This window comes from Schumannella sp. 10F1B-5-1 (genome assembly GCF_006517535.1).
Classification (GTDB): Bacteria; Actinomycetota; Actinomycetes; order Actinomycetales; family Microbacteriaceae; genus Schumannella.
The window spans coordinates 161255-182455 of sequence record NZ_VHQH01000034.1 but is presented as its reverse complement, the minus strand read 5'-3'; the positions used below and the strand labels follow the sequence as shown (position 1 = coordinate 182455).

The window sequence follows — 21201 nt, the reverse complement described above, 5'->3', positions numbered from 1 at the left end:
ATCCCGTGCCGGGTCGCGGTGCCGGTCATCGGCCGTCGGTGGCGTCGGGGTCGAGCCCCGGCAGGATGCCGTCTTCGACCGCGCGCCGCAGCAGGTCGACCTTGGTCGGCGCGGGGCGACCGACCTCGACGTACTTCGAGCGGATGCGGTCGAGGTACTCGCGCGCCGTGGAGTAGCCGATGCCGAGCTTCTCGGCGGCCAGCTTGAGCGGCAGGCCCGAGGCGTAGAGGTGCAGGATCTCGCGCTCGCGGCGACCCAGCTGCGCCTTCGCGAAGTCGCGGTCGGCGTCGATCGCGGTCGCCCACTCGAGGTTGTTGAGCACGTCGCCGCGGGCGACCGTCGCGGCCGCCTGGATGACCGTGCTGGTGGCCGAGGCCTTCGGGATCACGCCGGCGGCTCCCGCGGCGAGCGCCTCGCGCACGAGCGCGACGCGGTCGGCGATGGAGTGCACGAGCACGGCCGATCCGGCCGCCTGCACGCGCTTCACGTTCTCGGTCACGCTGGAGCCGTCGCCGAGCGACAGGTCGAGCACGACGACGTCGATCTCGCGGCCGCCGAGGCCGCCGATCAGCTCGTCGACGTTGGAGGCGGCGAGCACGAAGTCGTAGCCCTGGTCGGTGAACGCGGCCTTGAGGCCGAGTCGCACCGACTCGTGGTCGTCGACGACGGCCACCCGCACCTGCCGGGTGCCCTGCTCGGTTCCGGTGCCTGCATCGACCATCTGCGCGCTCATCCCACCCCCGGTCCTCGGGGCCGGTTCAGCCCCGCCGCCATGGTAGCCCGCCGGGGGACGACAGCCCGGGTCGCGACGCGGCGGAACGGCGGGTGGATGCGCGGGAGCCCGGGTCAGGCGCGGCGGAAGGTGCCGACCGTCTCCAGATGATGCGTGTTCGGGAAGAGGTCGAAGGCGCGCAGGGCGCCCAGCTCGTAGCCGTGCTCGGCCAGCAGCTTCGCGTCGCGGGCGAACGCGACCGGGTCGCAGGCCACGTAGACCAGCTGCGCGGGGCCGACCGCGGCCAGCGCATCCACGACCTGCTTGCCGGCGCCGGCGCGCGGCGGGTCGAGCACCACGGTCGCCGCGGCCAGGCGGGCGCGCTCGTTCGGCGACCAGGAGGCGAGGTCGCGCACCCAGTGCTCGACCTTGGCGGTGACGGCGCTCGCGCCGAGCCAGTCGGCCAGGTTCTCGCTGGCGTGCTCGGTCGCACGCTCCTCCGACTCGACGCTCGTGATGCGCACGCCCGAGCCGAAGCGGTCGCCCACGGCCGCCGCGAGCAGTCCGACGCCGCCGTAGAGGTCGAGGTTCGCCGCCTTCGGATCGAACAGCTCGGGGTCGATCGCCGACTGCACGGCCTCGGTCAGCACGGCCGCCGCGCTGCGGTGCACCTGCCAGAACCCGCCGTCGTCGAGCACGAACTCGCGGTCGTCGACGCGCTCGACGATCGTCGAGGGCGACTGCTCGCCGAGGATGAGGCGCGCTCCCCCGCCGCCCGACGGCTCGACCACGTCGACCGTGCGCAGGTCGGGCGAGAACTCCTCGGTCAGCGGCGCCGTCTCGCGCACGCCGGGCGTGGCGAGCGGCAGGTCGGGCACGTAGACGACCTTGTGCGACCGGGCCGCCATCGGTCCGAGCGTGCCGCGCTCGCTCACGTGCAGGCGCACGCGGGTGCGCCATCCGGTGCCGTCGGCCGGGCCGTCGACCTTCTCGACCTCGACCTCGCGGTCGATGCCGCCCATCCGCTTCAGCGAGTCGGAGAGCACGAACGACTTGAGGGCGCGCTGGTGCGCGGGCGTGATGTGGCCGTAGTCGGCGCCGCCGGCGCGCTTGCCGGGCGAGCGCTCGAGCGACGCGGCGTCCCAGACGTGCGGCTGGCGGTGCTCGCTCGCCTCGATCACGCTCAGCGTCTCGGCGCGCAGGAAGCTCTTCTTCTGCTCGGTGATGCGCGCCAGGACGCGCTCGCCGGGGATCGTGTCGGGCACGAAGACGACGCGCCCGTCGAGGCGCGCGACCGCGATGCCGCCGTGGGCCATGTTGGTAGCCTCGAGCTCGACCTCACGGCCGATCTGGTCGGTCTTCGACTGCGTCGCCTTGTCATTCATCCCGATGAGCATAGGAGCGCTGTGCGCCTGTTTCTCGCCTCGACCTCCCCGGCCCGCCTCGCCACGCTGAACGCGGCGGGCATTGAGCCGATCGCGATCGCCCCGGGCGTCGACGAGGAGGCGGCGGTCGCCGAGCGCGAGGAGCGCGACGGTCCGCTCGCTCCGGCGGACATGGTGCAGCTGCTCGCACGGCTCAAGGCCGAGGCCGTGGTGCGCGCCGTCGAGGAGGCCCTCGAGGGGCTCGGCGAGGGCGACGCGCTCGTCTTCGGCGGCGACTCGGCCTTCGCCTTCGACGGCACGATCTACGGCAAGCCGCATCTGCCCGAGCGCGCCCGCGAGCGCTGGCTGGCCTACCGCGGGCGACACGGCGTGCTGCACTCGGGCCACTGGCTGATCCTCGTGCGCGAGGGGCGGGTCGTGGATGCGGTGGGCGAGCCCTCCTCGGCCGAGGTGCACTTCGCGGCCGACCTCAGCGAGGCGGAGATCGACGCCTACGTCGCGACCGGCGAGCCGCTGAAGGTCGCGGGCGCGTTCACGATCGACGCCCGGGGCGCCGCGTTCATCGACCGCATCGTCGGCGACCCGTCCACCGTCGTGGGGCTGAGCATCCCGCTGCTGCGTCGCCTCGCCGGCCGGCTCGGCGTCGCCTGGCCGGAGCTCTGGAACCGCGACTGACCCGCGCCTGACCCGTCGCTTTGTCCGACCCCTCACAGCGGCGCGACGCCGTTTTGTGGCGGTGCGACAACCGAGAGCCCCCGAGGTGTGAATAGGCTGGTGAGTCATGGCGCGCATCACGAAGGTCCTTGTCGCTAACCGCGGAGAGATCGCCGTCCGGGTGATCCGGGCCGCACGAGACGCCGGACTCGGGTCCGTCGCCGTCTACGCCGACCAGGATCGCGACGCCCGGCACGTCAAGCTGGCCGACGAGGCCTACGCCCTCGGCGGCACCACGAGCGCCGAGACCTACCTCGTGATCGACAAGATCCTGTCGATCGCCCGCCGCTCCGGCGCCGACGCCGTGCACCCCGGCTACGGCTTCCTCGCCGAGAACGCCGACTTCGCCCGCGCCGTCATCGGCGCCGGCATCACCTGGATCGGCCCCAGCCCCGAGGCCATCGAGCGCCTCGGCGACAAGGTCTCGGCCCGCCACGTGGCCGAGAAGGTCGGCGCGCCGCTCGCCCCCGGAACCCTCAACCCCGTCGCGGATGCGGCGGAGGTGCTCGAGTTCGTCGACCAGGTCGGCCTGCCGGTCGCCATCAAGGCCGCCTTCGGCGGCGGTGGACGCGGCCTCAAGGTCGCCCGCACCCGCGAGGAGGTGCCCGAGCTCTTCGAGTCGGCCACCCGCGAGGCCGTCGCCGCCTTCGGCCGCGGCGAGTGCTTCGTCGAGAAGTACCTCGACGAGCCCCGCCACGTCGAGACCCAGTGCCTGGCGGATGCGCACGGCAACGTCGTCGTCGTCTCCACCCGCGACTGCTCGCTGCAGCGCCGCCACCAGAAGCTCGTCGAGGAGGCGCCCGCGCCGTTCATCACCGACGAGCAGAAGGAGCTGCTCTACAGCTCGTCGAAGGCGATCCTCAAGGAGGTCGGCTACCTCGGCGCCGGCACCTGCGAGTTCCTCATCGGCAAGGACGGCACGGTCTCGTTCCTCGAGGTGAACACCCGCCTGCAGGTCGAGCACCCCGTCTCGGAGGAGGTCAGCGGACTCGACCTCGTGCGCGAGCAGTTCCGCCTCGCCGAGGGCGAGGAGATCGGCTACGGCGACCCCGAGACCCACGGCCACTCGATCGAGTTCCGCATCAACGGCGAGGACCCGGGCCGAGGCTTCCTGCCGATGCCCGGCCCCGTGCAGGTGCTGCGCTTCCCCGGCGGCCCCGGCGTGCGCGTCGACTCCGGCGTCACCACGGGCGACGTCATCTCGGGCTCGTTCGACTCGCTGCTGGCGAAGCTGATCGTCACCGGATCCGACCGCGAGGATGCGATGGAGCGCGCCCGCCGCGCCCTCGACGAGTTCGAGGTCGCCGGCCTGCCCACCGTGCTGCCGTTCCACCGCAAGATCGTGCGCGACCCCGCGTTCACGGCGCCCGAGGGCCACTTCGGCGTCTACACCCGCTGGATCGAGACCGAGTTCGACAACGACATCGAGCCGTGGGGCGGGATGCTGCCCGACGCGCCCGAGGCCGACAAGCGCCACGAGGTGGTCGTCGAGGTCGACGGCAAGCGCGTCGCCGTCTCGCTGCCCACCCGTCTGCTGCCCGCGGGCGGCGGCGGCTCGGTGTCGAGCGCTCCGGCCCCGAAGCGTCGCAGCGGCGGCGGCTCGGGTGCGGTCGGCGCGTCCGGCGACGCGGTCAAGTCGCCCATGCAGGCGACGATCGTGAAGATCGCCGTGGCCGAGGGCGACAAGGTCGTCAAGGGCGACCTCGTGCTCGTGCTCGAGGCGATGAAGATGGAGCAGCCCATCTCGGCCCACAAGGACGGCACGGTCGGCCCGATCACGACGACGGTCGGCGCGACGGTCTCGTCGGGCCATCAGCTCCTCACGATCGCCGACTGACCCCGGGTTCCCTTCCCGCCCGCACGCGCTCGGCTCAGGCCGGATCCTGCGCGTCGCGCGCATCCACGTGTCGTCGTGCTGCTCGCGAGCGACGGATGCGCCGCACGACCAGCCACGCGACGCCCCCGACGACCGCGGCGATGACGACCCAGTCGAGCACGCCCGACCACTCGTCGATCAGCTCGTACTGCGATCCGAGCGCCGCCCCGAGCCCGACGAGCAGGCTGTTCCAGACGGCGCTGCCGACGATCGTGAACAGCGAGAACCGCCAGAGCGGCATCCGCTGAGCCCCGGCCGGGATCGACACGAGCGATCGCACGCCGGGGATGAGCCGGCCGAACAGCACCGAGCGGCCGCCGTGCCGGCGGAACCAGTCCGATGACTTCTCGAAGTCCTCGCGGTCGACGAGCGGCAGCCTCGCCAGCAGGCCGATCGCCCGATCGAGCCCGAGACGCGCGCCGAGCGCGTAGAGCACGAGCGCGCCGAGGTACGAGCCCGCCGTCGCGGCGATGAGCACGAGCGCCAGGTTCATCGCGCCAAGCGAGGCGAGGAACCCCGCGAGCGGCAGGATCACCTCGCTCGGGATGGGCGGGAACACCGTCTCGACGAGCGTCAGCAGCCCGACGCCCGCCTCCCCCAGCGCGTCGATCACGCGCGCGGCGACGCCGACGAGTCCGTCGAGGTCGGCCGGGTCGGCGTCGGCGTTCGAGGTGCTCGGAACCCCCGCGCGAGGCAGATCGGCGGGGGACGGGAGGACGGGGAGGGTCGTCAGGACGGCGGCGCTCATCCCGAGCATCCTGTCGGCGCTGCATGGGTGGATGCTCCGAGCACGTCGGGCTTCCGCGGAGCGTCGGGCGAGCGCATGATGTGGCCATGACGCACGACGCGAGCGCCCGGTCGGTCGACGACGAGGACGACTTCGAGGAGTTCACCTTCCGCGCGCGTCTGCAGAGCGACAGCGACAACGCGGGGGCGTGGACGGTCGTGGTCTGGCCCGGCAGCTACGAGCTGCTCGGCAGCCGCATGCCGGTCAAGGTCGCGGGCACCGTCGACGACATGCCGGTGTCGACGTCGGTGCTGCCCTTCGGCGACGGAGCGCACATGCTGCCCCTGCGTGCCGACGTGCGCCGCCGTCTCGCGGCCCGGGGCACGCACCTCGGCGACGAGGTCGCCGTGCGGCTGCACCGCCGCTGACCGGCGCTGGCTTCCCGCAGGATCGCGCGGCGATCCTCGTTTCGCCGCACGATATCCCGCGGCGAGTTCAAGATCGTGCGGCGAGCTCGACGCCGGACCGCTCCGTTCAGCCGACGAGCCCGAACCGCGCGAGCAGCCGCTCGAGCTTCCGTGGGGAGCGCGCCTCCGACCATCCCCATCTCACGACGGTCGTGCCGAGCGCCCGCAGTTCGTCTTCGCGGCGCTTCTCGTCGATCACCGCTTCGGCCGGGGTCCGACCGTTCAGGAACTCCTCGCGCATGTACTTGCCATAGCCGTCGAACTCGCCGATGAGCCGGATGTCGGGCCACCAGAAGTCGGTGATGCCGACGAGGCGGCCTCCATCGTGAAACGACTGCTGCAGCGTCGGTGCCGGTATGCCCAGACGATGCATCGTGACGCGACTCAGCCCTTCCCCGGGTGACCCGCTCCGACCGTCCGCCAACGCGATCGCCGAGAGTGCGCGGCTCAGACCGATCCGGGTCGCCGAGCGTTCGAGCTCCGATGTCAGTTCGTCGCGCTCGACACGTCGTCGGCGCACTCCCGATTCGCCGGACTTCACCGGACGGAGTGCGTGATCGAGCATCGGAACCGACACCTCGAGCGGCGCGCGCCGGCTCACGTCGACGAGCGTGCGCGCCAGGCTCGTCACCCGGTAGCCCTCGATGTCGACGTCTCCGACGGTCGGCGCTCCGAGACGTCGGACGAGCTCCGGCCTGCTCCGACCGCCACCGCGGTCGGTCATGACGATCTCGGTCCGCTCGGGGATCGGTGCGGTGAACGGCAGCTCCCAGAGCACCGCGGCGGTGGTCCCGCTGAAGGGCTCGTCGAATCCGTGACGACGGGTTGCCGCCTCGACGCGCGCGACGAAGCGCTCTTCGGGTGACAGCTGCGCCCACACCGCCGTCGGCAGGTAGACGCCGGTCGCGCATCGCGTCAGCCTGCCGGAGGTCACTGCCCGGTAGAACTGCGTCTCGGCCCCCACGGCCCGCGCCTCGGATGCGAGTGCCAGCGAGTCGAGCCAGTCGAGGCGTCGGGTTCCATGCATGGGCACATGCTGGCTCTCACGCATTCACGCCAGGCGCCCCGAGCCGCTATCGGTGGATAGCTCCTCGCCGCGCGATCTTGGGGAGGAGCGTGAACATCGTGCGGCGAAGCCAGGATCGCCGCGCGATCCTGCAGCCCAGGCCGGCGTCAGCTGACGATGTGCATCGCGCGAGCCGCATCCGTGATGCTGCCCGAGAGCGAGGGGTAGACGCTGAAGGCGCGGGCCAGCTGGTCGACCGTGAGGCGGTGCTCGACCGCGAGGGCGATGGGCAGCACGAGCTCCGACGCCTTCGGGGCGACGACGACGCCGCCGATCACCGTGCCGGAGCCGGTGCGGGCGAACAGCTTCACGAAGCCGTCCTTGATGCCCATCATCTTGGCGCGCGGGTTCGAGGCGAGCGGCAGCTTGTAGATGTCGCCCTGCGCGATGCCGTCTTCGATCTGCTTCTGCGACCAGCCGACGGTCGCGATCTCGGGCTGCGTGAAGATGTTCGAGGTCACGTTGCGCAGCTCGGTCGGGTTCACCGCGTCGCCCATCGCGTGGTAGACCGCCGTGCGGCCCTGCATCGACGCGACGGAGGCCAGGGGCAGGAAGTCGGAGCAGTCGCCCGCGCCGTAGATCGAGGGCACCGAGGTGCGCGCGACGCGGTTGACGCGGATGTGGCCGCTGTCGGTCAGCTGCACGCCGGCCTCCTCGAGGCCGATGCCCTTCGTGTTCGGGGTCGAGCCGACCGCGATGAGGCAGTGCGATCCGCGCACCTCGCGGCCGTCGCTGAGGGTGACGAGCACGCCGTCGCCCTCGCGCACGACGCTGTCGGCGCGGCTCTTCGAGAGCACCTGCATGCCGTTGCGGCGGAAGACGTCCTCGATCACGCGGGCGGCGTCGGCGTCCTCGCCGGGCAGCACCTGGTCGCGGCTCGAGATCAGGGTGACGTCGGCGCCGAGCGCGCGGTAGGCGCTGGCGAACTCGGCTCCGGTGACGCCCGAGCCCACGACGATCATGTGCTCCGGGACATCCTGCAGCTGGTAGAGCTGCGTCCAGGTCAGGATGCGCTCGCCGTCGGGCTTGGCGGTGGGCAGCACGCGCGGGCTCGCACCCACCGAGACGACGAGCGTGTCGGCGTCGATCTCGTCGAAGTCGGTGCGCTTGGCGCCCTTGCCCGTCGAGACGACGAGGCGGTTGGGGCCGTCGAGCCGGCCGTCGCCGGTGACGATGTTGACGCCCGCCTTGATGAGCGACGACTTCATGTCCTCCGACTGCTGCCGGGCGAGCATGAGCAGGCGCTGGTTGACGGCGCCGAGGTTGACGGTGATCTCGGGCTTCACGGCCCGGCCCGACTCGCCCCGGGCGAAGAACTGCACGCCCAGGTCGGCGGCTCCGCCCACCTGCGTGCCGGCCTCGGCGGTCGCGATCAGGGTCTTCGAGGGGACGACGTCGGTCAGCACGGCCGAGCCGCCGACGCCGACGCGCTCGACGAGGGTCACCTCGGCGCCGAGCTGGGCGCCCGCGAGGGCCGCCTCATAGCCTCCCGGTCCGCCTCCGAGGACGGCGATCCGCTGCTTCCGCTCGAACTGAAAGGGCATGCTCCCGATTCTTCCAGGTTCACGGGGCGTTCGCCGCCGCGGGGCGGGCGAGCGGGCGGTGGATGCGCGATGAACGTCAGCCCGCATCCACCGCGCTCGCGCGACAGCACGAGCGCTTAGGCTCGGCTCATGGCGACGACGCAGCAGAACCCCCTCGACGATCCCGCGGCCGACCCCTTCGAGATCGCCGCCCACGCCGCCGAGCAGCTGGCCGCCGCGACCGGCGTCGCCGTGCACGACATCGCGCTCACGCTCGGCAGCGGCTGGGCGAAGGCCGCCGACCTGATCGGCGAGACCGTCGCGACGGTGCCGGCCACCGAGATCGCCGGCTTCAGCGCTCCCGCCCTGACCGGGCATGTCGGAACCCTGCGCAGCATCCGCCTCGCCGACGACCGCCACGCGCTCGTGATCGGCGCCCGCACGCACTTCTACGAGGGGCACGGCGTGCGTCGGGTCGTGCACTCGGTGCGCACGGCCGCCGCCGCGGGCGCGAAGACGATGGTGCTGACGAACGGCGCCGGCGGCATCAAGGAGCACTGGACGCCTGGCACCCCGGTGCTGATCAGCGACCACCTCAACCTGACCGGCGCATCCCCGCTCGAGGGCGCGACGTTCATCGACCTCACCGACCTGTACTCGGCCCGCCTGCGCGCGGTCGCCCGCGAGGTGGATGCGGGCCTCGACGACGGCGTCTACGTGCAGTTCCGCGGCCCGCACTACGAGACGCCCGCTGAGGTGCAGTACGCGAAGACGATCGGCGGCCACATCGTCGGCATGTCGACCGCGCTCGAGGCGATCGCCGCGCGGCAGGCCGGCATGGAGGTGCTCGGCTTCTCGCTCATCACGAACCTGGCCGCCGGCATCTCGCCCGAGCCGCTCAGCCACGCCGAGGTGCTGCAGTCGGGCAAGGACGCCGAGCCGGTGATCAGCGACCTGCTCGCCCGGGTGGTGGCGAAGCTGTGAGCCCGCGCTCGGTGCTCGAGTCGGCACGGGCCTGGATCGCGCAGGACCCCGACGCCGTCACGCGCGACGAGCTGCAGAGGCTCGTCGATGCGGCGGGGCGCGCGGGCGCGGCCGGCGGCGACGATGCGGCCGAGCATGCCTCCCGCGAGCTCGCCGCCCGCTTCGACGGGCGCCTCGAGTTCGGCACGGCCGGCCTGCGCGGCGAGCTCGGTGCCGGACCGCAGCGCATGAACCGCGTGCTCGTGTCGCAGGCGGCCGCGGGGCTCGCGGCGTTCCTGCTGGCGCGCGAGGCGCATCCGTCGATCGTGGTCGGCTTCGACGGCCGCCACAACTCCGAGGCCTTCGCGCGCGACACCGTCGAGCTGATGCAGGGCGCCGGGGTGGATGCGCGGCTGCTGCCGCGCCGACTGCCCACGCCCGTGCTCGCCTTCGCCGTGCGCCGACTCGACGCGAGCGCCGGCGTCATGGTCACCGCGAGCCACAACCCGGCGCGCGACAACGGCTACAAGGTCTACCTCGGCGGCGCCGACGCGGGATCGCAGATCGTCGCGCCGTCGGACGCCGAGATCCAGGAGCAGATCCTGCGCGTCGCCGCCGGGTCGATCGCCGACCTGCCCCGCTCGGACGCGTGGACGCTCGTCGACGAGTCGGTCGTCGATGACTACGTCGCCGCGACCGCCGGCGTCGCCTCGGCGGCGGCCCGGCCGATCCCCTTCGTCTACACCGCGATGCACGGCGTCGGCTACGAGACCGCGGCCCGCGTGTTCGCATCGTCGGGCTTCGGCGAGCCGGTCGTGGTCGCCGAGCAGCGCGACCCCGACCCCGACTTCCCGACGGTGCCCTTCCCGAATCCCGAGGAGGAGGGCGCGATGGATCTGTCGTTCGCGCTCGCCGCCCGCAGCGGGGTGAAGCTGATCATCGCGAACGATCCCGACGCCGACCGGCTGGCCGTCGGCATCCCCGACGCGTCGACGACCGAGGGCTGGCGCCGCCTCAGCGGCAACGAGGTCGGGATGCTGCTGGGCGACCGGGCGGCGCGGGCCGTCGTAGCGGGCGACGCGTCGAGCGACGGGCCGCGTGCCGCCGCCGCGACCGGTCGCACGCTCGCCTGCTCGCTCGTCTCCTCCCCCGGTCTCGGCGCGATCGCCCGCACCGCCGGGCTCGGCCACGTCGAGACGCTGACCGGCTTCAAGTGGATCTCGCGCGCGCCCGACCTGGCCTTCGGCTTCGAGGAGGCGCTCGGCTACCTCGTGAACCCCGGCACGGTGCGCGACAAGGACGGCATCTCGGCCGCGGTCGCGCTGCTCGACCTCGCCTCCGCGCTCGACGCCGAGGGCCGCACGATCGCCGAAGCGCTCGACGACCTCGCCGAGCGGGTCGGCGGCTACGCCTCGGGCCAGATCTCGATCCGCGTCGCCGAGCTCGCCGACATCCCGCGCATGGTCGGCGCTCTGCGCGCCGCCCCGCCGACGTCGATCGGCGGCGTCGCGGTCGAGTCGATCGACGACTTCCTCGACGGCGTCGGCGACTACCCGCCGAGCGACATCCTGCGCTATCGGCTGGCGGGCGACTCGCGCGTGATCGTGCGCCCGAGCGGCACCGAGCCGAAGCTCAAGGTCTATCTGGATGCGGCATCCACGTCGGGCACGGGAGCCGAGCGCCTCGCGGCCGCCCGCGACCTCGTCGCGCGCCTCGACGCGGGGATGCGCGAGCTGCTCGCCTGAGGAGCGCGCGCGGAACGACGGACCAGCTCAGCCGAGCGCGGCCTCGAGCTTCTCGGTGAGCTCGGTCGTGTCGAAGTAGTTGTCGATCACCACGACGTCGGCGAAGGTCGTGCCGATCGCGCTCACGAACTCGGGGCTGGTCAGGATCACCTGCGCGTCGTCGGCCTCGGCCTGCAGCGAGTCGAGATCGGTCGCGACGACGGCGGCCTCGATGCCGAGCCGGTGCAGCACGCGCTCGGCGTTCACCTTGAGGATGCCGCTGGTGCCGATGCCCGCACCGCAGATCGCCACGATCTTCATGGGCACGATGATCCCACGCCCCGGGATGCGATGGTCAGCCCGAGAACGGGCGGCGCCCGCACGGGTGGGATGGGTCGGGAGCTCGCCCGCCCGCAGCGCCCCGCGTCAGCCCGCGAGGATCGCGCGCACCGCATCCGCGTCGTCGGCCGCCGCGAGGCGCTCGGTCGTGTCGGAGTCGTTGAAGGCGTTCGCCAGGTCGGCGATGTAGCTCAGGTGCTGCGCGGGCGTCGCGACGGCGAGCCCGAGCACGACCCGCACCGGGTCGTTCTGCGGGTGCCCGAACGCGACCGGCTCGGCGAGCGTCACGACCGACAGGCCGTCGGTCAGCACGTCGGGGCCGGGTCGGGCGTGCGCTAGGGCGAGCCCGGGCGAGATGACCGCGTAGGGGCCGTGCTCGTCGATCATGCGCACCATCTGGTCGGCGTAGGCGGGCGTCGCCGCGCCCGTGCGCGCGAGCGCGGCGCCGGCCAGGCGCACGGCGGCACGCCAGTCGGCCGCCTCGCCGCGGATCACGATCGCGGCGTCGTCGAGCGGGGGAAGGGCCATCTCAGTCGAGACCGAACCCGTCTTCGATGCGCGCCTGCAGCTCGATGCGCTCCTCGAGCGGCAGGAACGCGCCCTCGGCGGCGTTGAGCTGGAAGGTGAGCAGGTCGTCGAGGTCGTAGCCGAAGGCATCCACCAGCAGGCCGAGCTCGCGGGTGATGCTGGTGCCGCTCATGAGGCGGTTGTCGGTGTTGACGGTCACGGCGAAGCCGAGCTGGTAGAGCGTGTCGATCGGGTGCTCGCCGAACTCCGAGCCCCAGGCGGCGAAGGCGCCGGTCTGCAGGTTGGATGAGGGGCTCACCTCGAGCGGGACGCGGCGGTCGCGCACCCACTGCGCCAGGCGGCCCAGGCGCACGCCCATGGCCTCGCCGTCGTCGCTGACGACCTCGATGTCCTCGCGGATGCGCACGCCGTGGCCGAGGCGCAGCGCATGGCCGTCGACCAGGGCGCTGCGGATCGAGTCGATTCCGGCCGCCTCGCCCGCGTGCACGGTGATCGGCATGCCCTCGCCCAGCAGCAGATCGAAGGCGGGCTTCATGCGGCTCGGCGGGAAGCCGTCTTCGGGCCCGGCGATGTCGAAGCCGTGCACGCCGCTGTCGCGGTGTCGCAGGGCGAGCTCGGCCATGGCCACGCCGTTGTCGAGGTGGCGCATGGCGCTCACCAGCTGGCCGGCGCGGATCCATCCGCCGCGGGCCTCGACGGCGGCGACGGCCTCGTCGATGCCGGCCTGCACGGCCTCGACCGCGGCATCCGCGCTGAGGCCGAGGCTGAGGTGCTGCTCGGGCGCCCAGCGCAGCTCGCCGTAGAGCACGCCGTCGGCGGCGAGGTCCTCGACGAACTCGCGGGCGACGCGGCGCAGACCCTCCTCGGTCTGCATCACGGCGATCGTGAGATCGAAGGTCTTGAGGTACTCGACGAGCGAGCCGGAGTCGGACTGCGCGCGGAACCAGGAGCCGAGCCCGTCGGCGTCGTCGACCGGCACGTCGATGCCGCGCTCGCGCGCCAGCTCGATGATCGTGGCCGGGCGCAGGCCGCCGTCGAGGTGGTCGTGCAGCGCGACCTTCGGCAGGTCGACGAGGGGCGTGCCCTCGACCGTGGTCGAGACCTCGTCGGAGGCGTCGGCGGAGGACTCGGCGGTGAGGTCGTCGGCACTGCTCATGCCCACGAATCTACCGGGCCGGGGCTGGACGCATCCCGGCTTCTCTGCGGTTCTCGCACGGATGCACGCACGTGCACCGCGCGACCGGCGGCCGCCGCGCATGCCGGATGCGGAATACGGCCGCGAGGAGAGGATGATGGTGCGGTGACCCGACGCCTGATCCTCGACTGCGACCCCGGCCATGACGACGCGATCGCGATCCTGCTGGCCGCCGGAGACCCCGGCGTCGAGATCGCCGCGATCACGACCGTGAGCGGCAACCAGAGCATCGAGAAGGTCACCCGCAACGCCCTCCAGATCGCCGAGCTGGCGGGGCTGGATGCGCGCATCCCGATCGCGCAGGGAGCGCACCGCCCGCTGCTGCGCGAGGCCGAGCACGCCCCCGAGTACCACGGCGAGTCGGGCCTCGACGGGCCGCGGCTGCCCGAGCCGACGCGCGCGCTCGACCCGCGCCACGCGGTGCAGCTCATCATCGACACGGTCATGGCGAGCGAGCCCGGCGAGATCACCCTCGTGCCGACGGGGGCGCTCACGAACATCGCCCTCGCCGTGCGCCTCGAGCCGCGCATCGTCGAGCGGGTGCGCGAGGTCGTGTTCATGGGCGGCGGCGTGCACGTCGGCAACCACGGTCCGTTCAGCGAGTTCAACGTGGCGATCGACCCCGAGGCGGCCGCGATCGTGATCGACGCCGGCTGGCCCGTCACGATGATCGGTCTCGACGCGACCCACCAGGCCGTCGTCACGCCCGAGATCCGCTCCCGACTGGATGCGGTGGGAACGCGCTCGGCGGCCTTCGTCGGCGAGCTGCTCGACTTCTACGGCGCCGCCTACGCCGTGTACGGCTTCGAGCACCCGCCCGTGCACGACCCGGTGACGGTGGCGCAGGTCATCGACCCGACGCTCGTGCGCACGGTGCGCGCGCCGCTCGCGGTGGAGCTCACGGGCACCCACACCCTCGGCATGACGGTCGCCGACCTGCGCGCCGAGGCGCCCGAGGCGTGCTGTACCTGGGTCGCGCTCGGTGTCGAGAACGACCGATTCTGGACGCTCGTCGAGAGCGCGCTGGCCCGCCTGCCCTGACCGGCTGATGGGGCGACTGCCCGACGGGCCGCCGTCAGCCGTCAGCGCCGCCGCGGCGGGGCCGGTCAGACGATGCGGTCGACGATCAGCGGACGCGACTCCGGCGCCGTGTCGGCGATCGCCCAGGCGCCCTCGACCGACTCCAGCGCTCGCTCGAAGCGGGCCGGGTCCTCGGCGCCGAGCGTGAAGAGCGGGTCGCCCTTCTTCACGACGCTGCCGGGCTTCACGTGCAGGTCGATGCCGGCCGAGTGGATGACCGGGTCCTGCTTGCGAGCACGGCCCGCGCCGAGGCGCCAGGCGCCGATGCCGAACGGCAGCGCCTCGAGGCGGTCGACGACGCCGTCGCGGTCGGCGAGCACCGTGTGGGTCTCGGAGGGCACGGGCAGCTCGGCGGTCGGGTCGCCGCCCTGAGCGCGGATCATCGCGTTCCAGCTGTCCATCGCGCGGCCGTCCTGCAGCGCGGCGGCCGGGTCGGCGTCCGGCTGGCCGGCCAGGTCGAGCATCTCCTTCGCCAGGGCGACGGTCAGCTCGACCACATCGGCGGGTCCGCCGCCGGCGAGCACCTCGACCGACTCGCGCACCTCGTTGGCGTTGCCGATCGCCAGACCGAGGGGGACATCCATGTCGGTGAGCAGGGCGCGGGTGGCGACGCCGGCATCCGTGCCGAGGCGCACCATCGTCTCGGCCAGCTCGCGGGCGCGCGCCGGATCCTGCATGAAGGCGCCCGAGCCGAACTTCACGTCGAGCACCAAGGACGCGGTGCCCTCGGCGATCTTCTTCGACATGATGCTCGACGCGATCAGCGGGATGCACTCGACCGTGCCGGTGATGTCGCGCAGGGCGTAGAGCTTGCCGTCGGCGGGCGCGAGGCCCGAGCCGGCGGCGCAGACGACGGCGCCGACCGAGTCGAGTTGCGCCATGAACTCGTCGTTGCTGAGGGCTGCGCGCCAGCCGGGGATCGACTCGAGCTTGTCGAGGGTGCCGCCGGTGTGGCCGAGGCCGCGGCCCGAGAGCTGCGGTACGGCGACGCCGAACGCGGCGACGAGCGGGGCGAGCGGCAGGGTGATCTTGTCGCCGACGCCGCCCGTGGAGTGCTTGTCGGTCGTCGGCTTCGACAGGCCGCTGAAGTCGAGGCGCTCGCCGCTCGCGATCATCGCGAGGGTCAGGTCGCGGATCTCGTCGCGTTGCATCCCGTTGAGGAAGATCGCCATCGTCATGGCCGACATCTGCTCGTCGGCGACGTAGCCGCGCGTGTACGCGTCGACGAGCCAGTCGATCTGGTCGGTCGTCAGGGTTCCCCTGTCGCGCTTGGTCCGGATGAGATCGACGACATCGAAGCGTTCCACCACGGGTTCAGCGTACGCGCTGCGGTCGAGCCCCGGGGCGACTCCGGATGCGCGGCTCAGCGCGCCGCGACCGGCGCCGTGAGGTGCATCCAGACCTGGCTGTCGTCGCACGCGGCGACGCCGGCGTCGGGCACGAAGACCGCCGCGAAGGAGTGCGGCGGGTAGACGCGCCAGCCGTCGCCCTGCTCGGTCGCGCAGCCGAGAGCGCCTCCGTCGGAGCCGAGGTTCACGACCGTCATGGAGGCGGCGACGCTCTGTCCGACCGGGATGTCGACGGCCTCGATCGCCGGACCAGACGCGCCGGGGCGCTCGGCCGGCTCGCCGAGCTGAGTGCCGTCGCCGTGGCCCACGACCGAGACGCCGGGATAGCCGCGCAGCTCGCACGCCGCGGAGCCCGTGTTCGTGAACGAGACCCGGTAGCCGATGCTGCCGGCGGCCGCGCCGCCCGCATCCTCGGTCACGGCGACCTTCAGCTCGTCGTCGGCGCACTGGCCGGCGGGCGCATCGGGATCCTGCGGGTCGGGCGAGGGAGCCGGTGCGGAGGCCGAGGCGGTCGGCGACGGGGAGGACGAGCCCGGCGCGGCGCTCGCGGCCGAGCCGTCGGCCGACGTTCCGCCGCCGCTCGCGCATCCCGCGAGCCCGAGGGCCGCGACGACGGCCGCGCCGGCGAGGAGCGCCCGGCGATCGCGCCGCTCCCGGCGATCCGAGCGGTTCGACGCGGGCCGGGGATCGGTGATGCTGCGGGTGGGGCGACGGGATGCGGTGGAGCTCATGCGCGCGACGGTACGCCCGGCGCGCGACCGGCCCCGGCGCATCCAGCCGACTCTGCGACGGCGTTGTCAGAGCACCCAGCCGAGCTCCCGGCTCGCGCTGGCGCCCGTCGGCTCAGTCCTCGCCGCGGTAGGCCGCGAGCGTGCGCGGTCCGAAGGCGTCGGGGATGACCTCGTCGATCGTGCGGATGCCCGACACGGTCGCGAGCAGCATCCCCTCGGCCGAATGCTCGAACAGCAGCTGACGGCACCGCCCGCACGGCATGAGGGCGTCGCCGTTGCCGTCGACGCAGACGAAGGCGACGAGCTTGCCGCCGCCCGACATGTGCAGCGCCGAGACGAGCGAGCACTCGGCGCACAGCGTGAGGCCGTAGGAGGCGTTCTCGACGTTGGCACCCGAGATCACGCGGCCGTCGTCGACGACCGCCGCGACGCCCACGGGGAACTTCGAATACGGCACGTAGGCGTGCTTCGAGGCCTCGACGGCCACGTCGTGCAGCCCGGCCCAGTCGACCGCGTCGGTCATCCGCATCCCCCTAGGACTTGATGTACGGCTTGCCGGCGGCGGCGGGGCCGCGCACCTGGCCGACGAGACCGGCCACGGCGAGCACCGTGATCAGGTACGGCAGCATCAGCAGGAACTCCTTGGGCACGTCGGTCACGCCGGCCGCGCTGAGCGAGTTCTGCAGGCTGGTGGCGAAGCCGAAGAGCAGTGCCGCGAGCACGGCGCGCACCGGATCCCAGCGCCCGAAGATGACGGCGGCGAGGGCGATGAAGCCGGCGCCGTTGGTCATCTCCTTCGAGAACAGTCCGATCGCATCCAGGGCCAGGTAGGCGCCGCCGATGCCGGCGATCGCGCCGGCCAGCGACACGTTCCAGAAGCGGGTGCGCCCGACGTTGATGCCGACCGTGTCGGCCGCCTTCGGGTGCTCGCCGACGGCGCGCAGACGCAGACCCCAGCGGGTCTTGTTGAGGCCGAACCACACCGCGAACACGGCGATGTACATGAAGTACACGATGAGCGAGTGCCGGAACAGCAGCGGCCCGAGCACCGGGATCTCGCTGAGCAGCGGGATCGGCACGACGCCGAAGCGGGCGGTGCGCGGGATCGTGTCGACGTCGATCACGCCGGCGAGGAACGTCGTGAGCCCCGTGACGAGCACGTTGAGCACGACGCCGACGATCACCTGGTCGACGAGGTACTTGATCGAGAACGCGGCCAGCACGAACGACACGAGCATGCCCGCGACGGCGGCGCCGATCAGCGCGGCGGCCGCGTTGCCGGTGTAGACGCCGATCAGCGCGGCGGCGAAGGCGCCGAACAGCAGCTGGCCCTCGATCGCGACGTTGACGACGCCGACGCGCTCGGAGAGCACGCCGCCGAGGGCGCCGAAGATCAGCGGCGTGCTGACGCCGAGCGCGCCGACCAGCAGGCCGGTGAACGGCAGCAGCCCGTCGTGCACGGCCCAGACCAGGAACGCGATGACGAACAGCACCGCGAACGCGACGGTCAGGCCGAGCGGGATGCGCGCGGTCGCGCTGCGCGCCACGAACAGCGCGGCCGCGATCGCGAGCAGGGCCAGCAGCACGGCGACGACCGCCACGAAGGGCTGGCTGTCGATCGGGATGGGGTCGAGCTGGATCGCGTCCTTGCTGTCGGAGAGCCCGATGCGGGTCGTTCCGGTGCGCGGGAACACGAAGGCGGCGAGCAGCCCGAGCAGCGCGAAGACCCCGAACACGATCGGGAACTTGGGGCTGCGCACGATCACCTTCTCGAGCACGATCGGCGCGTCGAGCGCGGCGGCATGGCTCGTCTCGACGACGGGGGTCGACGACCCGGGCGCGGTGCTGTTCTGGTCGCTCATCGGGCCGCCTCCGTCGCGAGCTTCTGTCGTCGGGGCGTGCGGGCCTTCGGCTTCGAGCCGGGGGCGGGCAGGCGGAACACCGCGCGCACGAGCGGCGGCGCGGCGATGAAGAGCACGATGACCGACTGCACGACCACGACGATGTCGATCGGGATGCCCTGCGACGCCTGGATCGTGTAGCCGCCGGCCTTGAGCGCGCCGAACAGGATGCCGCTGAAGAACACGCCCCAGGGCTTCGAGCGGCCGAGCAGGGCGACCGTGATCGCGTCGAAGCCGATGCCGGCGTCGATGCCGTCGCCGAATCCGGCCGTGTTGGTGCCGAGCACCTGGATGGCGCCGGCGAGGCCGACGAGCGCGCCGGAGATGATCATCGCGAGGATGAACACCCACTTGACGTCGATGCCGGCGACGCGGGCGGCGTGCGGGTTCTCGCCCACCGCGCGGAAGCGGAATCCGGTGCTCGAGCGGTTGATCAGCCAGGCGACGGCGACCGTCGCGACGATCACGAGCAGGAAGCCGACGTTGAGGCGGAACGACCCGACCTGCGTGCCGCCGTTGAGCAGCGTCAGCAGGTCGCTCAGCGTCGGCATGACCGCGCTGGGGTCGGCTGGCGGCGACTTCGGGTTGTTCGAGCCGGGGGCCTGCAGTGCGCCCGGCGTCTTGAGCAGGAACTGGATCAGGTACCAGGCGACGTAGTTGAGCATGATCGTGAGGATCACCTCGTGCGCGCCGGTGCGGGCCTTCAGCAGTCCGACGAGGCCGCCCCAGATCGCGCCGCCCAGCAGCGCGCCGCCGACGGCGACGAGCATGTGGATGAACGGCGGCATCGGGAACGACCACGAGATCCAGCCCGCGACGGCCGCCGCGATGAGGATCTGGCCGCGGCCGCCGATGTTGAACAGGCCGACGCGGAACGCCACCGCGACGCCGAGGCCGGCGGCGATGAGCGGCGCCGCGAACGACAGGGTGTCGGTCAGCGGCTTGATCCCGTTGACGAAGCCGGGGCGGCGGAAGTTGTAGACGGCGCCCTGGAACAGGCTCGAGTACGCCCCGCCGATCGTGTCGCCGATCGCCCGGAAGGTGTCGAGCGGGCGGGCGAAGAAGTAGCCGGCGGCGGCCTGCACCCGCTCGTCGGTGACGACGATGAGGATGCTCGCCACGACGAGCGCGAGCACGATCGCCAGCGCCGTCATGAGCCAGTTGCTGGAGAGGATCTCGCGCATCACCCGGTTGGCCGCGGGCGGCGGCGGGACGTCGCCGGCGGCGGGTGTCGTGCCCGACATCTGCCCTTCCTCGACGCCCTTCGCGCTCTGCGGCTCGGGGGCCGCGGGCGGAACCTGCCCGGGCGTCGGCAGCTGGCTCTCGCCGGGGACCTTCTCGTCGCTCACGCGGCGGCTCCTGTCGGGTTCTCGCCGGCCATCATGAGGCCGAGCACGTCGCGGGGGGTGTCCGCGGGGACGATGCCGACGATGCCGCCGCGGTACATGACGGCGATGCGGTCGGCGAGGGCGACGACCTCGTCGAGCTCGGTGGAGACGACGATGATCGGCACGCCGGCGTCGCGGGTGGCGACGATGCGCTTGTGGATGAACTCGATCGAGCCCACGTCGACGCCGCGCGTCGGCTGCGCGGCCACGAACAGCCGCAGCTCGCGCGACAGCTCGCGCGCGAGAACGACCTTCTGCTGGTTGCCGCCGGAGAGACGGCCGACCGGGGTCGTGATGCCCTGCGCGCGGATGTCGAACTCGCGCACCTTCTCCTCGGCGAAGGCGTCGAGCGCGCCGCGCTGCACGGCCCCGCCCCGCACGAAGGGCGCGCCGTTCGAGCGGTCGAGCATGAGGTTCTCGGCGATCGTGAACTCGCCGACCAGACCGTCTTCGCCGCGGTCCTCGGGCACGAAGCCGACCCCGGCATCCAGGATGCGGCGGGGCGTCGCCCCGGCGATCTCGACGCCGTCGAGCGTGATCGAGCCTTCGGTGCGGGCCTGCAGTCCGAGCAGCGCCTCGGTGAGCTCGGTCTGGCCGTTGCCCTGCACGCCGGCGATCGCGAGGATCTCGCCCGCGCGCACCTCGAAGTCGACGTGCGACACGACGTACTGGTTCTGGGCGTCGATGACCGAGAGGTCGCGCACGACCAGGGCGGCGTCGCCCGGCTTCGCGGGCGTCTTCTCGACCGTCAGCGACACCGAGCGGCCCACCATCATGGCGGCGAGCTCGGGGTTGGATGCGGTGGGCGACGCCTCGCCCACGACCTTGCCCAGGCGCACGACCGTGATGCGGTCGGCGACCTCGCGCACCTCGCGCAGCTTGTGGGTGATGAACACGATCGCGGTGCCCGACTGCTTGAGCTGGCGCATGATCGCCATCAGCTCGTCGGTCTCCTGCGGCGTCAGCACGGCGGTGGGCTCGTCGAACACGAGCACCTGCGCATCCCGCGACAGGGCCTTGATGATCTCGACGCGCTGCTGCACGCCGACCGGGAGGTCGCCGACGAGGGCGTCGGGGTCGACGTCGAAGCCGAACCGGCCCGAGATCTCGCGCACCTTCGCGCGGGCCGCGGCCAGGTCGAGGAGTCCGCCCGCCTTGGTCTGCTCGTGACCGAGCATGACGTTCTCGGCGACCGTGAAGACGGGGATGAGCATGAAGTGCTGGTGCACCATGCCGATGCCGGCGGCCATCGCGTCGCCGGGGCCGGAGAAGTGCTGCACCTCGTCGTCGAGCAGGATGCTGCCCTCGTCGGCCTGGTAGAGGCCGTAGAGCACGTTCATCAGCGTCGACTTGCCGGCGCCGTTCTCGCCGAGGAGGCAGTGGATCTCACCGGGCTCGACCACGAGGTCGATGTGGTCGTTCGCGACCAGCGCGCCGAAGCGCTTGGTGATGCCCTGGAGTTCGAGCTTCATGTCGTCAATCTATGTCGCGGGGCGGACCCGGGGAAACGGGCGGGCGCGGAAACGCGCGTCG

20 protein-coding genes are annotated in these 21201 nt (G+C 72.4%); 6 read left to right on the top strand and 14 right to left on the bottom strand.

The features are described 5' to 3' along the window. Window positions 1-25: 25 nt before the first annotated feature. Together FJ658_RS04975 and FJ658_RS04970 are read right to left on the bottom strand one after the other, a co-directional pair. Window positions 26-721 (bottom strand): response regulator transcription factor, encoded by a 696-nt coding sequence (locus FJ658_RS04975; RefSeq protein WP_181408329.1) that lies wholly within the window; start codon window positions 719-721, stop codon window positions 26-28. Window positions 722-846: 125 nt separating this feature from the next. Continuing rightward, the gene (locus FJ658_RS04970) at window positions 847-2097 is read right to left on the bottom strand and encodes a class I SAM-dependent RNA methyltransferase (protein ID WP_141144264.1); all 1251 of its coding nucleotides are present in this window, start codon (window positions 2095-2097) and stop codon (window positions 847-849) included. A 21-nt stretch (window positions 2098-2118) separates the two neighbouring features. On the opposite strand from FJ658_RS04970, the gene FJ658_RS04965 reads away from it, so the two are divergent. Then, window positions 2119-2772: a nucleoside triphosphate pyrophosphatase gene (locus tag FJ658_RS04965; RefSeq protein ID WP_141144263.1), complete on the top strand. Its 654-nt coding sequence runs from the start codon at window positions 2119-2121 to the stop codon at window positions 2770-2772. Between the two features lie 106 nt (window positions 2773-2878). Continuing rightward, a complete protein-coding gene (locus FJ658_RS04960) occupies window positions 2879-4648 on the top strand; it encodes a biotin carboxylase N-terminal domain-containing protein (protein ID WP_141144262.1) in 1770 nt (589 codons plus the stop codon). A gap of 34 nt (window positions 4649-4682) precedes the next feature. Here the strand turns inward: FJ658_RS04960 and FJ658_RS04955 are convergent, their stop codons facing one another. Continuing rightward, window positions 4683-5435 carry a DedA family protein gene (locus tag FJ658_RS04955; protein ID WP_141144261.1) on the bottom strand — a complete coding sequence of 251 codons (753 nt, stop codon included), beginning with the start codon at window positions 5433-5435 and terminating at the stop codon, window positions 4683-4685. A gap of 86 nt (window positions 5436-5521) precedes the next feature. Here FJ658_RS04955 and FJ658_RS04950 point away from each other — a divergent pair, with 86 nt between their 5' ends. After that, window positions 5522-5842 (top strand): DUF1905 domain-containing protein, encoded by a 321-nt coding sequence (locus FJ658_RS04950; protein ID WP_141144260.1) that lies wholly within the window; start codon window positions 5522-5524, stop codon window positions 5840-5842. A 106-nt stretch (window positions 5843-5948) separates the two neighbouring features. Here FJ658_RS04950 and FJ658_RS04945 read toward each other — a convergent pair whose 3' ends face one another. After that, entirely contained in the window at window positions 5949-6512 is a 564-nt protein-coding gene (locus tag FJ658_RS04945) for a hypothetical protein (RefSeq protein ID WP_141144259.1), read from the bottom strand. Window positions 6513-7054: 542 nt separating this feature from the next. Continuing rightward, entirely contained in the window at window positions 7055-8491 is a 1437-nt protein-coding gene (locus FJ658_RS04940) for an NAD(P)H-quinone dehydrogenase (RefSeq protein WP_141144258.1), read from the bottom strand. 129 nt (window positions 8492-8620) lie between these two features. Between FJ658_RS04940 and FJ658_RS04935 the strand changes: the two genes are divergently transcribed. Both FJ658_RS04935 and FJ658_RS04930 read left to right on the top strand, forming a co-directional pair. Then, window positions 8621-9454 carry a purine-nucleoside phosphorylase gene (locus FJ658_RS04935; protein ID WP_141144257.1) on the top strand — a complete coding sequence of 278 codons (834 nt, stop codon included), beginning with the start codon at window positions 8621-8623 and terminating at the stop codon, window positions 9452-9454. Further along, a complete protein-coding gene (locus FJ658_RS04930) occupies window positions 9451-11178 on the top strand; it encodes a phospho-sugar mutase (RefSeq protein ID WP_141144256.1) in 1728 nt (575 codons plus the stop codon). The genes FJ658_RS04935 and FJ658_RS04930 overlap by 4 nt, the downstream gene beginning before the upstream one ends. Window positions 11179-11205: 27 nt before the next feature. On the opposite strand, the gene FJ658_RS04925 is transcribed toward FJ658_RS04930, so the two are convergent. The 3 genes from FJ658_RS04925 to FJ658_RS04915 all read right to left on the bottom strand — a co-directional run bounded on the left by FJ658_RS04925 (window position 11206) and on the right by FJ658_RS04915 (window position 13180). Then, window positions 11206-11478: a PTS sugar transporter subunit IIB gene (locus tag FJ658_RS04925; RefSeq protein ID WP_141144255.1), complete on the bottom strand. Its 273-nt coding sequence runs from the start codon at window positions 11476-11478 to the stop codon at window positions 11206-11208. A 105-nt stretch (window positions 11479-11583) separates the two neighbouring features. Then, window positions 11584-12024: a PTS sugar transporter subunit IIA gene (locus FJ658_RS04920; protein WP_141144254.1), complete on the bottom strand. Its 441-nt coding sequence runs from the start codon at window positions 12022-12024 to the stop codon at window positions 11584-11586. Window position 12025: 1 nt separating this feature from the next. Next, entirely contained in the window at window positions 12026-13180 is a 1155-nt protein-coding gene (locus FJ658_RS04915) for an adenosine deaminase (protein WP_141144253.1), read from the bottom strand. 144 nt (window positions 13181-13324) lie between these two features. Between FJ658_RS04915 and FJ658_RS04910 the strand changes: the two genes are divergently transcribed. Beyond that, on the top strand, window positions 13325-14260 hold the full coding sequence (locus FJ658_RS04910) for a nucleoside hydrolase (protein WP_141144252.1): 936 nt from the start codon (window positions 13325-13327) through the stop codon (window positions 14258-14260). A 65-nt stretch (window positions 14261-14325) separates the two neighbouring features. Here FJ658_RS04910 and FJ658_RS04905 read toward each other — a convergent pair whose 3' ends face one another. The 6 genes from FJ658_RS04905 to FJ658_RS04880 form a co-directional block, all read right to left on the bottom strand. Further along, window positions 14326-15609, bottom strand: coding sequence for a thymidine phosphorylase (locus FJ658_RS04905; protein WP_141144251.1), 1284 nt, complete (start codon window positions 15607-15609; stop codon window positions 14326-14328). A 53-nt stretch (window positions 15610-15662) separates the two neighbouring features. After that, complete coding sequence (locus FJ658_RS04900) at window positions 15663-16379, bottom strand: DUF4232 domain-containing protein (protein WP_141144250.1); 717 nt, start codon at window positions 16377-16379, stop codon at window positions 15663-15665. Window positions 16380-16491: 112 nt separating this feature from the next. Beyond that, window positions 16492-16902, bottom strand: a complete 411-nt coding sequence (locus FJ658_RS04895; RefSeq protein ID WP_141144249.1) for a cytidine deaminase — start codon at window positions 16900-16902, stop codon at window positions 16492-16494. 10 nt (window positions 16903-16912) lie between these two features. Then, a complete protein-coding gene (locus FJ658_RS04890; RefSeq protein ID WP_141144248.1) occupies window positions 16913-18241 on the bottom strand; it encodes an ABC transporter permease in 1329 nt (442 codons plus the stop codon). Beyond that, on the bottom strand, window positions 18238-19629 hold the full coding sequence (locus FJ658_RS04885) for an ABC transporter permease (protein WP_370454762.1): 1392 nt from the start codon (window positions 19627-19629) through the stop codon (window positions 18238-18240). The genes FJ658_RS04890 and FJ658_RS04885 overlap by 4 nt, the downstream gene beginning before the upstream one ends. After that, a complete protein-coding gene (locus FJ658_RS04880) occupies window positions 19626-21140 on the bottom strand; it encodes an ABC transporter ATP-binding protein (RefSeq protein ID WP_141144247.1) in 1515 nt (504 codons plus the stop codon). The genes FJ658_RS04885 and FJ658_RS04880 overlap by 4 nt, the downstream gene beginning before the upstream one ends. Window positions 21141-21201: the final 61 nt, after the last annotated feature.